Consider the following 15,429-nt stretch of genomic DNA (forward strand, 5'->3'; position numbering starts at 1 on the left):
TCGCGTTGCAGTGCCGAAAGAGGACATGATGAATCCACAACTTACACAGACACCATGAAAGGAATAAATAATGAACAAGGACATGAGTCGAAACCTTAAGGCCAATCAAAAAGAAGAACTCACCGATAATGGTTCAGAATCAGGATCAACAACTGTTGAATATGCAATCGGTGCTCTTGCGGCAGCTGGTTTCGCCATGCTGCTGATGGTGGTGTTGAAATCAGGTTTTGTGCAGCACCTTTTAGAGGGAATCATCGAAAAAGCACTCACGCTATAACTGGTATACGAGTATTTCGTGCGCAAAGAACACGAGGAAAGCATCATGATTGAGGATGAGCGCACACAAAGACTCTCCGATCAAACAACGGGTAAGGATGCCCCGCCTTGCGACCACAAACAAGCAGGATCAAGCACAGTTGAGTTATCTATCGGTATAGCTGTGCTTGTCCTCATCGTTGCTATTGCCTGTGGGGTCATTCACGCTTCTATTGAACGAGCTGAAACATGCCGTTTAGCCCGCGAAAGCGCAAGAGAAGCATCCGTCGGTGCCCACATAGATGATCCAGGAACGCATGTGACATATGAAAACCAGTGGATCACAGTTTCTGTGCAGCGTCCGGTTTCTTTTCTGATTTTCCGTGGAAAAACAGTGTCATGTGCTGTGAAAACTATGAAAGAAGATGGATACCAATGAAAAGTAATACTAAGGAGGAGCCTGAGAAAGTCAAAAGAAAAGTTACTGACAGTAGATTTTCAGAACAAGGCTCAGCAACGGTTGTCATTATTGGAGTATGCGTCGCTGTATTTATCGTTGCGGGAATTATTCCTTTCATGTCAGCAGTGCATACGCGCAAAGTTCTTGCTGGTGCAATAGCTGATCTGGCGGCACTCGCAGCTGCGGATATTGCCAGCATGTCACCTTATACGGATGTGGGAAACCAACCATGTGATCGGGCTAAAGAAATAGTCCGTGCAAATATGGCAATTCTTCAGCGTTGCGAAACAAAAGATGCAGATGTACGTCTGCAAGTTGCTATAGATACTGATATTCCCGCATACGGATTTTTAGGGTCGATTGTCGTTACAGAGAAGGCGCATGCAGGCCCGCCCCGCCACGATGAAACTGCCATGAGGACGCTCCATATCACAGACTCATGTTAAGTGGCATGGGCGTGTGCAGGAGAGGGCAAATGGGAGGAAAACCCGCTGAAAACCGCGCTTCAGTGTCACATAGGTGGACAATGATCGACAAGAAAAGAAAGAACAGCAATAGCCCCACTCTTTGATAGCGGCTCATTCCCATTCCCACACTTTGGTGACTGCACACACCGAGGACACCCATCCTCACACGGACATGCTCGAACTGTTTCTACAGTGGTACGCAGCCATTCATGAAGGCGATCATAACCACACTGCGCATGACCAGCTCCACCCCTATAAGCATCATGAACAAAAACAGTAGGCAAACCCGTGTCATCATGACATGTCGTTGACAAGCCTCCCAAATCCCAACGGTCACACGTTGCCAACAGAGGCAAAAGAGCAATCGACGCATGTTCAGCAGCATGTAAAGCCCCAGGAGCATCCGCTTCATCCACGCCGATACGTTTCAAAGTGCCCGCAGACAAGGTGTACCACACGGCCTGCGTCGGCAAATAATGCGTAGGCAACGACAACTCTTTATTACGTATAAACTCCAAGCCAGGCAGCCGTAAAAGATCAAAATCAGTGACACGTGTTGACACAATCACTCGGCCATAATGCCACGTGAGAGCACCATCAGGACTCGTCCAAGATCTGTCGATACTTTCAATTTCCACATGCGTGTGCTGTTGAGCGCGAGTCCTCAAAGCGGTACTGACTTCTTCCACCACGGCCACACGGGCATGCTCATCACCATCACGCACACCAGCACCAGCGAACACTGGGTCCAAAGACAACACATGGAAAGTACGTCCCTGATGCACATAAATCGCATCAGGAAACACCTGAGTATCTGCCGAAGCATTATCAACCGTGCCAATGACCGCACCAGAACGAATATCCACCACCTGCACATCGTCACCAGCGCCACGTAAATCAGTGAGAGACGTAGGACGCTCAGGCCTGGTCGCATCCCACACCCATCCGGCACTACGGCGACGCAAAAACCCGTCACGCACTAAAGAATCCACAAGCGGCAGCACATCAGCACCAAAAAAAGAAAGATCCCTGCCCCCATCACTTGCAGGATCACACAGAGGAAACTCCGCAGCGGCCGCACATAAATGCGGCGCCACAACCCACGGATTCGACGGATCAATAACAGAGGCTTCCACCTCAGAAAAAACTTCCTCAGGATGATGAACAATATACGAATCCAACGGGTTTTCTGAAGCAATCAGAACAGAAACCACATCATGACCTGCACGCCCAGCCCGCCCAATCTGCTGCCACAGGGAAGCACGAGTTCCCGGCCACCCAGCAGTCACAGTCGCATCCAAGCCTGAAATATCCAAACCAAGCTCTAAAGCCGAAGTCGTAGATAAAGCCCGCAACGTCCCCTCACGCAACGAAACTTCCAAAGCACGACGCTCATTCGGCAAATATCCACCCCGATAAGCGGCCACTCGATCAACATATTCTGGGCGACGCGCTCGCAGACGATCTTTCACCTGCGCGGCCACACTTTCCGCCCCTGAACGAGAACGAACAAATGTGAGCATACGCGCCCCTGATTCCACTAAAGCCGCAGTCACCACAGCAGCTTCCGTAGAGGCGGATACTCGTCGCATAGACGTTTCAACGCTGGCTGGCACAGAAGCAGGAATATTCGGATTCTCAGCAGACTCAACCGCACGCAGGTACGCATCAATATCCACATCATCATCTGTGACAGTATGCCCCTGCCATAAAACAATGTGATGCTGACCGGCGGGCGAACCATCCTGATCGGATACACAGCAAGGGCGGCCAGTCATCATTTGCCCGACAATATGAGGATCACGAACCGTTGCTGACAACATAATGACCTGAGGATTTACCCCCAACCGATGAGCAATTCGCAGTAACCGACGAATAACCATCGCAATGTGACTGCCGGTAATCCCCCTCCAATAATGCAGCTCGTCAATCACGATATACCGTAAGGAAGCAAAGAAACGTCTCCACCGTTCATGCTGAGGCAACATGACGTGATGCAGAAAATCCGGATTTGTGAGCAGTAAATCCGCGTGCGCACGTGCCCACTCTTTTGCTTCACGAGGCGTATCACCGTCGGCTGTGGAAAAACGGGGAAGATCTTCAGATCTACGCGCTGGCCTGTCGGATGAAGAACGAGGGTGGGTGTGAGAACCCTCAGTGAAAGAAGTGTCATCAGCAGTAATTTCACGAATAATACGGTCAAGTGCAGCACACTGATCGGCTGCCAAAGCCTTCGTCGGGGCAATATATAAGCAGGTAGGGCGACTGTGAATATCTGAAAGACGTCCACTGTGATGCGCATACATGAGGTCGCTGAGGATAGGTGTCCACGCAACCAGAGATTTCCCTGACCCCGTGCCTGTGGCTACGACAACATCATGACCTTCGTGGAGGGCGTCTAAAGCGTCTCTTTGATGCGACCATATGTCGCGGGCGCCGCGGCGCTGCCACGCTGCCACGACACTGCTATGTACCCACTGTGGCCATGAAGCGTAGCGTGCCTGACGTTGCGGCACTGTGTGAAAATGTACGAAACGGTCATCTGCGGCAGATAAAGACCGTAAAACATCAAGTAAAGGGTGTGTATGTGGTGGGATTTCTGAGCGCTTACTCACCGGTTAATGCACCATCGTCAGTTACGTCGGGTAGTGACAGGGTGTGGTCAGCAGCATGTTGCATGTACTGGATAGCGCTAATTCCTGTGGACAGTCCCGCATTCACATTCTCTTTTAACTGGATATTTGATAATCCAGCGGAAGTGTTCACAGTGAAATCTGCGCAGATGTGAACAGTGTCGTCTTCGGAAGTCATCCAGTAGATCGTGGGGAAATATTTTTCCCGATTCCAACTATCTGACGCTGCGAAAACCCACGGACCTACTTCGTGCGGTCGGATTCCTGTTTCCCAGAGCGCGCGGATTGAAAAGAAACGCCCGTTGGTATCAACAGAGAAAAGGAAAGGGATACGGTCAAATACTGCTCCCGCTGCCTTGTCGGGGACGAGAATATCTACGGCATAGTCCATGTCATGTAAGGCGGATATGAGTCGCGTAAAATCGACGGGCCACGGCGTGAGGTCGTCATTGGGCACACTAAAAGGAGCTGTGCTCATTGGTTTTCCTTTTCTGTCCACGTCACAAAATTGGGGCAGGTTTCTTCAAGGTCAGCAAAAAAGCACATAATCATGGACATTGCTGACTCGAAAAAAGAATCAAGCTGTCCGGGAGTTAGCCCCGCGGAAGTGACGGCATTGACTTCTGCGATCAGGCCGAAAGTTTCTCCGTCTTCAAAGGGAGCTAAGTAGGCCTTAGGGCCTGTGCGTGTGGCATTGCAGTGAGCTACTTGCTCTGCAAGGGCTGTGAAATCTGGACCTGTGGAGGCGATTCCGCGCCACTGGCCGCGCAGTTGCAAAATCTGCGGATTTGATGTGTTGATATGAAAAACAGCGTTGTGTGTGGGGACAAGGAGTTCAGTGTCAGAGGTAGAGCCAAAATGTAATTCTCGCCCGGAGAGCATTTTTTCGATGCGCTCCGTATTTACGGGCGTCGGTGCTGACACGGATCCTCCTACAAGTCAATGGACATATCAACTGTAGTGGAGGTCATCAAAAGTGGCGCGGGCAGGCAAATTTGTGCAGTGCGTGTTCCATCCTGCGTTGCGCAAAGCAGTGATGATATGCACAGAAACAGGTCTGCCTGTGACTTGTTCTGAGAGTGTGAGATGAAGCCGTTAAAGTGGGATCATCGTAAGAACTCAATACAGCAGCACTCACGTTTAACTCAGTGTTCACGTTTAACTCAGGGTGTGTGCTGTTGTGCGAGTATGAATTATGGCGCACGATAACGAACGAATAGACGAATAGGCCGGGTGGGGTCCGTGAATCTCAGGAAGGGGGAGGCAGTGAAATCTTCGCCGATTTCAATGGAATCAACGCAAACAATGCCTCCCGCCTCCGCAGCGCGTCAAGGTAAATCTGTCGCATCTGTTGTGAAGCCTCGTTCCTATCGGCCAAAAGCTCGTTCGTACACGTATCGTTTACGTTTGCGTATTCTCGCTGCCGTGGTTTATGTGCTTGCGGCGGTCATTCTTACTTTTCTTTCTGTTGCAACCGTGTGGGGGCAAAGCCTTGATACGGTGATGATGGAATCAGTGATGCGATGGTCAGCGCATTTAGGTGGCGCGCATCGTGTGGTCACGCATATGGTGACTCATCCCGTTATTGTGTGTGTCGCTATTTTTGTTTCAGTGGTGGCTCTTTTACGTCGTCGTGTGACTTTAGCGGGACGCGCGTTGGTTATGGTGGCGGGTGCGAATATCAGCACGCAGATCTTGAAAATGCTGGTTGAGCGCCCACATTTAGGTGTGACAACGGAGACCGTGAATTCGCTGCCATCAGGTCATGTGACGGTGGCTGTGTCATTGTGTATCGCTTTAATTATGGTTGCCCCTGAGTGGTTGCGAGGCCCTTCTGCGTGGCTTGGTTGGGTGTGGACCTGTGCGATGGGTGTTTCTGTAATGCTTTCTGCGTGGCATCGTTTAGCAGATGTTTTAGTTGCGGTTTTGCTGACAGGGGCTTGGGCTTTGCTGCTTACCCCGTTGGAGAGCCGAAAACGTCATGGTGTTCTTATGCAGAAAGTCATGTGGCTGCTTGTGTGCGTGTGCCTTGTTTTGGCGTTGTTCTCGCTAGTGTTTGCCGTGTGGAATGTGGATATTGTGGGGGCTGCTCAACCTGGATCGGGTTTTGGTTTTGCTGATTTCCTTTCTGTTCAGCCTATGCGTGCGAATTTGTTGGCTTTGTCGGCGCTGCTGTGGATGGTTGCCGTGGTGGGCAGTGTGATTTATTCAGTTGATCGTCTTGCGGGTGAGTGAGCGCGACTTGTCTTTGTGTGTTGCTGAATAATCGGCAAGCTGCTGGGAAGTGTTGTCAGTGTTTTCTTGTAGATATATGAGGTTCATGCGGTCTTTTCCTGTGCGATGAGGCTGAGTGTGGCGTGTCGTAAAGACAAATAAAAACACTATATATAGTGTTATCTGGTCGCCTCAGACACTACATGTAGTTGTTTAGGCATATGAACCGCACCTACGCTGCCCTGTTCCTCACGAAAACATCGACGCAAAGATGCGAACACGCACAACAAACACAAGGTGAAGAAAAACATGGAATCGCGCACCCCTATGCACACTCACCCTCGCTACGATATTGACGCAATCAGCACCATTGACGAATACCTTGACCGCTCCGATTGGCGCGTCAATGCCAACGCCAACCAAGGCTACTCCCTAGGCGGAATGATCCTTAATACCAGTGGAAAAATCGTTGCAAACTACTGGATGGAACGCATTTACACGCCAGAAGCCGCAGCCGCACACCGCAGCGGAGCCTTCCACATACACGACCTCGACATGTTCGCAGGATACTGCGCCGGATGGTCCCTGAAACGACTCCTACACGAAGGATTCAACGGAGTACCCGGAGCCATTGCCTCGGCCCCGCCCCGACACTTCTCATCCGCATGCGGCCAGATTGTGAACTTCCTTGGCACGCTGCAAAACGAATGGGCAGGCGCTCAAGCATTCAGCTCATTCGACACATACATGGCACCATTCGTGCGCCTAGACAATATGACCTACGAGGACGTATTTCAATGTATGCAAGAAATGGTGTACAACCTGAATGTGCCGAGTCGTTGGGGCAGTCAATGCCCATTCACAAATCTGACATTCGACTGGACATGCCCCCAAGACCTCGCCAGCGAATACCCTCTTATCGGTGGCGAAGTCATGGACTTTACTTACGGGGACCTGCAAAAAGAAATGGACCTCATTAACCGCGCCTTCATTGAAGTCATGAGCGCCGGAGATGCAGATGGCCGCGTCTTTACCTTCCCTATCCCTACCTACAACATCACACCGGACTTCAACTGGGAGGCACCAAATGTGGACCGCCTCTTTGAAATGACCGCAAAATACGGGCTCCCGTACTTCCAGAACTTCATTAACTCAGACCTCGACCCCCACATGATCCGCTCTATGTGCTGCCGCCTGCAACTGGACCTACGCGAACTACTGAAACGAGGGAACGGGCTCTTTGGTTCCGCTGAACTGACAGGTTCCATTGGCGTAGTCACCTTAAATATGGCACGACTGGGATATGTACATACAGGTGACATGGCCGGACTCTACGCTGAAATGGACCACCTTATTGACATCGCAAGCGGCACACTCGAAACCAAACGCGCACTCATCCAACACCACATGGACACGGGACTATTCCCCTATTCTCAACGCTATCTCGGGCACCTTGATAATCACTTCTCCACAATCGGTGTCAATGGCATAAACGAAATGATCCGTAACTACAGTAACGATGCCTACGACATCACCGACCCGCGCGGTTTCGCCATAGCTCACGATCTGCTGGACCACATACGTGAGCGAATGGTGCAATTACAAGAAAACACAGGTCACATGTACAATCTTGAAGCCACTCCCGCAGAAGGCGCTACCTACCGCATGGCAAAAGAGGACCGCAGACGATACCCAGACATCCTGCAAGCTGGCACAGACGAACAGCCCTACTACACAAATTCGTCACAATTACCCGTTGGCTGGACCGATGATCCCTTTGAAGCCCTTGAAAAACAGGAAATACTCCAAGGAAAATACACAGGAGGAACCGTGCTCCACCTGTACATGGGGCAAGCAATGAGCAGCGCAGACGCCTGCAAAGAAATGGTCAGGCGCTCGCTGACTGCTTTTAAGGTTCCTTACATTACGATCACGCCGACATTCTCGATCTGTCCGGTTCACGGGTATTTGTCTGGCGAACACTTCACATGCGATCTGTGCGCGCAGGCTCATCCTGAACGTGAAGCTGTGGAATGTGAAGTGTGGACTCGCGTGATGGGGTATTTCCGCCCGGTTCAGTCATTCAATATTGGGAAGAAAGGCGAGTACGCTGAACGGCAGATGTTCTCAGAAAAAGCGGCAGCATCCCACGGTCAGTTGGTGAGTGCTTTTCCTGCGGTCAGCTCAGAGGCTCTGCTGCCGGCAGAGTCTGCAGTTTTGCTAGCGGCAGGCCCAGCATATGAAGGATGAGGAATCGTATGGCGGAGGCGCTTTCCCTCCTCACTCAGGAGAGGCTTCTTCGCTTGAGCGCACAGAATCGCTTGAACGCATAAAATCATGTGAGCACGGTGAACAGCAGCGGCCTTACATAGTGCGTCCCAACGCTGATAATCCCCGTGACTTACAGATTGCGGGACTTGTCCCCATGTCAGCGGTTGACTGGCCAAGCAAACTTGTTGCCACTGTTTTTTGTCAAGGATGCCCGTGGCTATGCCCGTACTGTCATAATCACGCCATTATTGATCCACGTATTCCTGGAGTCGTGGACTGGGAGCGCGTAGAAGCTCTTTTGAAAAAACGGCACGACTTACTTGATGGAGTCGTTTTTTCTGGAGGGGAGGCCACGCGGCAGATCAGTCTTGGTGCGGCAATGCGACGGGTTCATGAGATGGGTTTTAGCGTGGGCCTGCACACGGCTGGCCCGTATCCGTCACGCTTAAAGGACCTGCTTGCTGCGGGGCTTGTTGACTGGGTGGGTATGGATATTAAAGCTATGCCGGGTGCCGCATATGAACAAGTGGCTCAACGTCCTCAGGCTGGTGTGAAAGCGTGGGAATCTTTGCAAGTGCTTTTGCAATATGAGGATGTGGTGGATTATGAGGTGCGTGTCACCGTTTACCCGCAGGGGCCTCGTGATGTTTTAGAGGTCGCGCGTGCTGTGCGAGATATGGGAGTGCATACCTTTGCGCTGCAACAAGCTCGATCAACGGGTGCTCCTAGTGATTTTCTTGCGACAACGGATGGATGGGATGAACGTGTTATCCGCTGGGCGCAAGAAATTAAGCACATGGGTTTTCGCCAGTTTATTTTTCGACCAGCGGTGTGAGTTTTGTAAGCGGTACTCGATTGTGCGGCGGGGAAGTAGTCGATCATACATCCCCGCCACATACGCAAGGTCAGTGAAGCCCACCTTGCGTATAACCTTGCGTATAACAGTTCGCTACTTGCCTTATCATGCTGTACTTGCAGTCAATAAGACTCAGAACTGCTGCACCTCATAGCAGGTAAAAGCGAAAGAAAGATCCGTACTATTCGAGCTATTCGATAGGGCCTAATAACATTTGCGCCCATGCGCCATGCAAAGATTCCTGATCGGAAGGCTGGAATAATCCCGCCAGAACATCACGATATAAGCGTGACAACTCATGACGATTAAAATACGAGGCTCCACCACAGGCGCGCACGCATTGTTCCGTGGCCCGTAAAGAAGCCTCAGCAGCAGCATTTTTCACAGCCGAAAGACGAGGCATTGCTAGCATAGGCGAGGCAAGGTCCTCGTCTACTTCAGTAGCCAGTTCACGAATTTGAGGGCCGACCGCGTTCATTGTCAGCGCTGCCTCAGCTAAACGCCAACGAATAGCAGGATCTTGTGAATACATCGCTTGATTTTTCACGGAGCGACGATTTTTCACGTGCTCAACCGCTACTTCAATGGCACGCTCACCGATGCCCATATAAGTAGCTGCAAGCAAAATTTCAAAATGCGCGAAAATGCCAAAAATCACCGGATCGGCAGAAGGACCAGGTTCGCAGCGAGTGAGGATACGTGATTCCTCAGCGTAAGCACCCTCTAAAAGGGTTGTCTGAGACTGGGTAGCGCGCATCCCTAACGTATCCCAGTCATCTTTCATTGAAAAACCGCCACCGTCACGTGTCAGGACAGCGAAAACTGAATGAGGGCCATCTGGACCACTGCTATCAAGTCCGAAAGTGAGCAGGCGTGTCCATGCAGGAGCTAAAGATGTGAAAATCTTGGTGCCGGTAAATGTGTAGCCGCCTTTTTCGCTGGGGGTTGCCGTGGTTGTTGAACCAAAAAGGACAAGATCATTTGCCGGTTCTGAAATGCCGAAACCAAAGAGTTCTCCTTGTGCTGCCTCACGGAGGATAAGCTCACCGCGCTCATTTCCGTGACGGACAAGGTATCGGCCAAGACCCACGATGATTTGATGCATGTTGATACCTAATGCTGTGGCAGGAGCAGCCTTTGATAAGCGTGTTTGTTCGGCGGCGATTTCTTTTAATGTCAGCCCAGCGCCCCCGTATTCTTTGGGAACAAAAGCGGAAAAATATCCGGATTCTTTCAGATCGGCATAATCTTGCTCAGGGAACACATTGCGTGCGTCAATATCGCTGGCGCGATTGTGGATGCTTTCTAGGACATCATCAGACAGGAATGACATATGTGGTTTTCCTTTCCGTTGGGTTGTATTGCCCTTTGTGGGTGTAGGTCTGTACGCAGGCTATGTGCGTTATATTGCCGTGGGCAATAGTATGAGGAGACGAGTTCCACGGTACATGTGAATCCGTAGAGGTGCCGTTTGAGGGAAATGTCTTGTAGGTTTATCTTGTGACTAGTCCTATGCCAAATGAAATGCAGGCTTTAACGCCGCGTCAACGTTTCCGTTTGGAACGTCAACGTCGCCAAAATTACATTTACACCGTCACTATTGCTTCAATGGCTGTGGCGCTGGTTCTGAGTTTTCTGGTGCTTAAAGGGTGGATTCCTCTGCCATTTGGACAGTCTTTCCATGCGAAAGTGAAGTATGCGTCCGTAGGTGATGTGCCATGTCTTGCTGAGGATGTGCAGCCACTGGCACCCGAACAAGTGTATGTTCAAGTTCTGAACACTACGGCGCGTCCCGGTATTGCTGGTGAAGCAACAGAGATGCTGAAGTCGGCTGGGTACACTACGGAGGATCCAGCGAACTCTAATGTGGAATTCCCTGGAAAAGTCCGAATTTCAGCAGGACCTCGGGGGATTGAAGCTGCGTATACGGTGGCTCGCTATTTTACTGACGCGCATGTGGTTCTTTCTGGGCGTGCCGATAATCTTGTGCTTGTCGAGTTAGGGACTTTTTACAGCGGTCGCCTCAGTGAAAGTGATTTTGCCGTGGTGAAAGAAAGTCAAAGTCCACTGAAAGCCCCTAAAGGGTGTTTACCTGTAGATAAGAAAGCGATTGAGAAGGCGCAAAGCGAATTAGCTGGGCAATCGGAACAGGAATCTGGTGCCGCTCAGTCGGGTGAAACAGGTGAAAATGAGTCTGCTGAGGGGCAGCCTGCTGAAGGGGAAACTGGCGCAGAAGCCGGGGAGTGAGTAATCGCCTGCTGAGTAGGGCGTGCGGTTGTGTGAGTCGGATGGCATTGTGAAGGTAACTGAAGGATCCTTTGGGGGCTTTTGCGTCACATTGCGTAATCAGAACAGTGTCTTGTCGTACCCCTAGTCGCATAGTTGAACTGGCCCCGAAGCTGGGGTTCTCAAACGAAAGACCCCGTGATCTCAACGAAATCACGGGGTGCGCTGCGGAGGATGGGGGATTCGAACCCCCGAGGGCTTGCACCCAACACGCTTTCCAAGCGTGCGCCATAGGCCACTAGGCGAATCCTCCATACGTTACGTATTTCTGAACGAAATGTAACGTGCCGAACTAGCCTACACTCTGATAGCCCTAAAATGCGAACTCAACTATCACCTATTGCGGTGGTATCCCTCACGGCGCGCGCTCTGGCCTGATTTTTCAGGCATTTCGCTACGGATTTTACGGAGTTTGCAACGGCTTTTATTGCCGTGAAATGCAGCCAAGGCTCTATCATGTGCGTTTTTGTTATTTAACCCCAAATAGCAGGCAATAATGGCAGACATTGTGTGACTATTACTTGCGGCGCAAATCAGCACTTATGACTTGTAACGTAAATTCACATTTGCTGCCTGCGACACTTATCAACATACTTTGCCGTGCGCCAACTAATGCTCACCACTTAATACTTAGCGCTTGCGGCATAAATCAATGAAGCGACGAATGAGAACGGCCCCTTGGTGAGTTCCCGTTCCGTTACGCCCTATCCACACTAAAGATTCAATGTCATCAGTTCCGGGGTATCCTGCGTCGAGGAAACTTTGCAGGCGTGCAGATATGGCATCCGAGTCAAGTTCAGGGTTGAATTGTGTGGCCCAGAAAAATTCTCCTAAACGCATCATCTGCACGGGACAATCTAAAGATTTTGCTAGGACTACCGCATTTTCTGGTATGTGTTCAACAGCTTCACGATGGTCCACATAGGTGGGAAATTCGCAGGGGAACCCCTGAAGTAAAGGATCATGCTGCCCTGCCTCGGTCAAGAAAATATCTGTGATCTGCGGGTGCTCGCCCCATTTTTTCGTTACAACCCCACCGCGAAGGACAGCGGCCACTTCTGTTCCAAAACCTGTGGTAAGGCATGGGATGTTATGAGTGAAAATTTCAGTAAAAATACGGGTGAGTTCGGTTTCTGTGCGTTTTTGAGTGGGCGTTTTCCGCTCATCGGGAGTGGTAGTGCCATAGGGTGATCCGGCTACGATAATTCCTGCGTACTGGTGTACATCAATATCTGGCAAGCCCACCATGTCTAAGCGCACTTGTTCAAGTTGTCCGGTTTCTAAACCTGTTACCCGCATGAAACAGCGGTACTCGCTTTCAACGGCTTCATCCTCGGGGCGCGTAGACACTAAAAGAAAGGGCAGCATGAGTCAAGCATAGGCAAAGAAAAAAGAAAAATCATCTTTACTTTGTAATATTAAGCATAAATTTTAGAAAAGAATGAATAAGAGTAGCCATAACAGCAGGGTAAGCGTAGAAGTAATAATCGCGGCAATACTACGATTCTTCCCATAACCTTGTTGGCCTTGCGCGACAATAACCCCCACAATCCCAAGAATCAAAACGATAACAGCTAAAGGAAAAAGTACAATCGCTGGCGGCGCTAACCATAACGCGACGGTTGCCACACCATTTGCAGGAAGTGGCATAGATGTGTACCCAGGGCCAGCGAAAACGATTGCGGGGTCTGTTCTCTCATTCTCAGGGAAAATGGGTAACTGGGCTGAACTTTGAGCAGGCGCAGGGGTTCCAAAATGTCCGTGAGAAAGGTCAGGCCAGGTGGCGATCTGTCCTTCAGGATCTAATGCTCCGCCCCTAGGGTTTGGGCGCATTTCTTCAGAGCGAACAAAACCCTGCGTTTTGCTTCTGTGAGGTGGAGGCATATGCTCTGCACGTGAGCGTGGGTCATATTCGCTCATCGAACCTCCTTTATCTATCTTTATCTATGTTGTGAATATCTGTTTGGGTACCACATGTGCGAGATAGGCGCTAAACCCTCAGAATATCTGCACATGATGTCGCGTTAATGACGACCCTACCGCATGTAGAGCCTGTTTATCCGTGCAAGATCTGACTCCTTGGCAAGGAGCACATATTTTCTTTCTGTCGGGAGCGTATGCGGTGCCGCTTATTATTGCTTCCGCGTGGCACAAGCTTTTATGAACGTGACTGATCGCACTGGATGAACTCGTCACTTACTGGCAAAACTAAGGCAATGAAGGTGCTCCTACGCGCTATTGTGGTGTTCCGACCGGTTTCACGGCTATGCCAATCAACTGATCGGAGCGCTCACTTATGAGTAACGCATCTAGTGGACTTTTTCGTTGGAAACTACATGGCAACGGCAGGAATATTGCTCCTGGTGAGGTTGTTGCCGCACATGAACGTCTTTCGTGGCCACGCACTATAGGAATTGGTGCGCAGCATGTTGTTGCGATGTTCGGTGCTACATTCCTTGTGCCCCTCTTGACAGGCTTCCCGCCAGCAACAACCTTGTTCTTCAGTGCAATAGGTACGTTGCTTTTCTTCCTTATTACTGCAGGTAAATTACCCTCCTACTTAGGGTCCTCTTTCGCCCTTATTGCCCCCATTGGAGCGGTATCAAAAACGTTGGGCATGAGTTACGCGCAAGGCGGCGTAATTGCGACAGGTGCTACTTTGCTTCTTGTCGGTGTTATTGTGCACTTTGCTGGTGTCCGTTGGATTGACGCTTTAATGCCACCGATTGTGACCGGCGCAATCGTTGCCCTCATTGGCTTGAACTTGGCTCCCGCCGCATGGAATAACGTGCAAAACGGCCCGCTGACGGCTGTTATCACAATCGTTTCGATTTGCTTGATTACGGTGCTTTTCAAAGGAATCATTGGTCGTCTTTCGATTCTCTTTGGTGTAATCATTGGCTATATCGCCGCTGTTATTCAAGGTGAGGTTGTTTTCGACGCGATTAACGAAGCCGCATGGTTTGGTTTACCGACTTTCCAAGCTCCTGCTTTTGATCCATCCACACTGGGACTTTTCGTTCCGGTTGTTTTCGTTCTCGTAGCTGAAAATGTTGGTCACGTGAAATCTGTGGCTGCTATGACGGGTGAAAATCTTGATGGTGTGACAGGTCGCGCACTTGTTGCCGATGGTTTAGCTACTGTTCTGGCAGGTTCTGGTGGTGGTTCTGGTACGACCACTTATGCGGAAAATATCGGTGTAATGGCAGCGACCCGCGTGTACTCTACTGCAGCCTATGTTGTGGCTGCATGTGTGGCATTCGGTTTGTCGCTCCTGCCGAAGTTTGGTGCTGCTATCGCAACGATTCCGCCCGGTGTTCTTGGCGGTGCAGGAACTGTTCTTTACGGCATGATCGGTATGTTGGGTGTGCGTATCTGGGTGCAAAATCGAGTTGATTTCTCGAATCCAGTGAACTTGAATACCGCAGCTGTTGCCCTTGTTGTGGCGATTGCAAACTTCACATGGTCACCTTTCGGTATGAAGTTTGAAGGTATTGCTTTGGGTACAGCGACAGCGCTGATTGTGTATCACGTGATGCGCATGATTTCACGTGTGCGTGGGACGAATCTTGAACAAGCTTCTCCGGCATCGGCCCCTGCTGGTACGGAACTTGAAGGTGAAGCATATGCTTCACGGCATCGCATGAAAACTCAGTGACTTTGTGACATGAGTATCACGTGTAACGTGTGAGATGGTGGCGGTTTCCTTGAGTAAAGGAGGCCGCCACTGCTTTGTTGCTGTTGTTTTGTTGTCGCTGTTTGTCACCGCTGTGTGCCCACTGCCTTGTTGTCCCGGCTTTGCTTCCGCTGTTTTGCTCTCCTCCTTGTTACCGCTGCGCTAAGTGCTTGCACTCAGGGGAAATAGAGGTCATTTATCTTCATGTTTTGGATATTTTCTGCTATCCTCATCTATGCATCTATGCATCTATGCATCTATGCATCTATGCATCTATGCATCTTATTATGCGGTTTTCTTATTGTCGGTGG

General features: G+C 50.4%; 15 protein-coding genes and 1 tRNA gene. 8 read left to right on the forward strand and 8 right to left on the reverse strand.

Going from position 1 to position 15,429, the window contains the following annotated elements:
- Nucleotides 1–82 precede the first annotated feature (82 nt).
- From LRP54_RS04185 to LRP54_RS04195, 3 genes are read left to right on the forward strand one after another with little or no spacing between them, the layout of a single operon-like run.
- Nucleotides 83–277, forward strand: a complete 195-nt coding sequence (locus tag LRP54_RS04185) for a DUF4244 domain-containing protein (protein ID WP_231203866.1) — start codon at nt 83–85, stop codon at nt 275–277.
- A gap of 45 nt (nt 278–322) precedes the next feature.
- Complete coding sequence (locus tag LRP54_RS04190; RefSeq protein WP_231203868.1) at nt 323–694, forward strand: hypothetical protein; 372 nt, start codon at nt 323–325, stop codon at nt 692–694.
- Complete coding sequence (locus LRP54_RS04195) at nt 691–1,161, forward strand: Rv3654c family TadE-like protein (RefSeq protein WP_231235125.1); 471 nt, start codon at nt 691–693, stop codon at nt 1,159–1,161. The genes LRP54_RS04190 and LRP54_RS04195 overlap by 4 nt, the downstream gene beginning before the upstream one ends.
- Nucleotides 1,162–1,226: 65 nt before the next feature.
- On the opposite strand, the gene LRP54_RS04200 is transcribed toward LRP54_RS04195, so the two are convergent.
- From LRP54_RS04200 to LRP54_RS04210, 3 genes are read right to left on the reverse strand one after another with little or no spacing between them, the layout of a single operon-like run.
- Nucleotides 1,227–3,797 carry a DEAD/DEAH box helicase gene (locus tag LRP54_RS04200; RefSeq protein ID WP_231235126.1) on the reverse strand — a complete coding sequence of 857 codons (2,571 nt, stop codon included), beginning with the start codon at nt 3,795–3,797 and terminating at the stop codon, nt 1,227–1,229.
- Nucleotides 3,790–4,293, reverse strand: coding sequence for a YbjN domain-containing protein (locus LRP54_RS04205; RefSeq protein WP_231235127.1), 504 nt, complete (start codon nt 4,291–4,293; stop codon nt 3,790–3,792). Before LRP54_RS04205 ends, LRP54_RS04200 begins: the two co-directional genes overlap by 8 nt.
- Nucleotides 4,290–4,739: a YbjN domain-containing protein gene (locus LRP54_RS04210; RefSeq protein WP_231203876.1), complete on the reverse strand. Its 450-nt coding sequence runs from the start codon at nt 4,737–4,739 to the stop codon at nt 4,290–4,292. The genes LRP54_RS04205 and LRP54_RS04210 overlap by 4 nt, the downstream gene beginning before the upstream one ends.
- Nucleotides 4,740–5,081: 342 nt before the next feature.
- On the opposite strand from LRP54_RS04210, the gene LRP54_RS08470 reads away from it, so the two are divergent.
- Nucleotides 5,082–6,050, forward strand: a complete 969-nt coding sequence (locus LRP54_RS08470; protein WP_231203878.1) for a phosphatase PAP2 family protein — start codon at nt 5,082–5,084, stop codon at nt 6,048–6,050.
- Here LRP54_RS08470 and LRP54_RS04220 read toward each other — a convergent pair.
- Nucleotides 6,024–6,197 (reverse strand): hypothetical protein, encoded by a 174-nt coding sequence (locus LRP54_RS04220; RefSeq protein WP_231203880.1) that lies wholly within the window; start codon nt 6,195–6,197, stop codon nt 6,024–6,026. The genes LRP54_RS08470 and LRP54_RS04220 overlap by 27 nt on opposite strands.
- 159 nt (nt 6,198–6,356) lie before the next feature.
- On the opposite strand from LRP54_RS04220, the gene LRP54_RS04225 reads away from it, so the two are divergent.
- Complete coding sequence (locus tag LRP54_RS04225) at nt 6,357–8,279, forward strand: ribonucleoside triphosphate reductase (RefSeq protein ID WP_231235228.1); 1,923 nt, start codon at nt 6,357–6,359, stop codon at nt 8,277–8,279.
- Nucleotides 8,269–9,135, forward strand: coding sequence for an anaerobic ribonucleoside-triphosphate reductase activating protein (locus LRP54_RS04230; protein ID WP_269212741.1), 867 nt, complete (start codon nt 8,269–8,271; stop codon nt 9,133–9,135). The genes LRP54_RS04225 and LRP54_RS04230 overlap by 11 nt, the downstream gene beginning before the upstream one ends.
- A 211-nt stretch (nt 9,136–9,346) precedes the next feature.
- On the opposite strand, the gene LRP54_RS04235 is transcribed toward LRP54_RS04230, so the two are convergent.
- The gene (locus LRP54_RS04235) at nt 9,347–10,489 is read right to left on the reverse strand and encodes an acyl-CoA dehydrogenase family protein (RefSeq protein ID WP_231203881.1); all 1,143 of its coding nucleotides are present in this window, start codon (nt 10,487–10,489) and stop codon (nt 9,347–9,349) included.
- Between the two features lie 167 nt (nt 10,490–10,656).
- Here LRP54_RS04235 and LRP54_RS04240 point away from each other — a divergent pair, with 167 nt between their 5' ends.
- Nucleotides 10,657–11,403, forward strand: a complete 747-nt coding sequence (locus LRP54_RS04240; RefSeq protein ID WP_231203883.1) for a LytR C-terminal domain-containing protein — start codon at nt 10,657–10,659, stop codon at nt 11,401–11,403.
- Nucleotides 11,404–11,610: 207 nt separating this feature from the next.
- Here LRP54_RS04240 and LRP54_RS04245 read toward each other — a convergent pair.
- The 3 genes from LRP54_RS04245 to LRP54_RS04255 all read right to left on the reverse strand — a co-directional run bounded on the left by LRP54_RS04245 (nt 11,611) and on the right by LRP54_RS04255 (nt 13,362).
- Nucleotides 11,611–11,695: transfer RNA gene (locus LRP54_RS04245), tRNA-Ser, on the reverse strand.
- A 377-nt stretch (nt 11,696–12,072) separates the two neighbouring features.
- Nucleotides 12,073–12,810: a glutamine amidotransferase-related protein gene (locus LRP54_RS04250; RefSeq protein ID WP_231203885.1), complete on the reverse strand. Its 738-nt coding sequence runs from the start codon at nt 12,808–12,810 to the stop codon at nt 12,073–12,075.
- Nucleotides 12,811–12,873: 63 nt separating this feature from the next.
- Nucleotides 12,874–13,362 (reverse strand): hypothetical protein, encoded by a 489-nt coding sequence (locus tag LRP54_RS04255; RefSeq protein ID WP_231203887.1) that lies wholly within the window; start codon nt 13,360–13,362, stop codon nt 12,874–12,876.
- A 376-nt stretch (nt 13,363–13,738) separates the two neighbouring features.
- On the opposite strand from LRP54_RS04255, the gene LRP54_RS04260 reads away from it, so the two are divergent.
- Nucleotides 13,739–15,100: a uracil-xanthine permease family protein gene (locus LRP54_RS04260; RefSeq protein ID WP_231203889.1), complete on the forward strand. Its 1,362-nt coding sequence runs from the start codon at nt 13,739–13,741 to the stop codon at nt 15,098–15,100.
- Nucleotides 15,101–15,429 lie beyond the last annotated feature (329 nt).

The organism is Schaalia sp. lx-100 (assembly GCF_021083625.1).
Taxonomy (GTDB): domain Bacteria; phylum Actinomycetota; class Actinomycetes; order Actinomycetales; family Actinomycetaceae; genus Pauljensenia.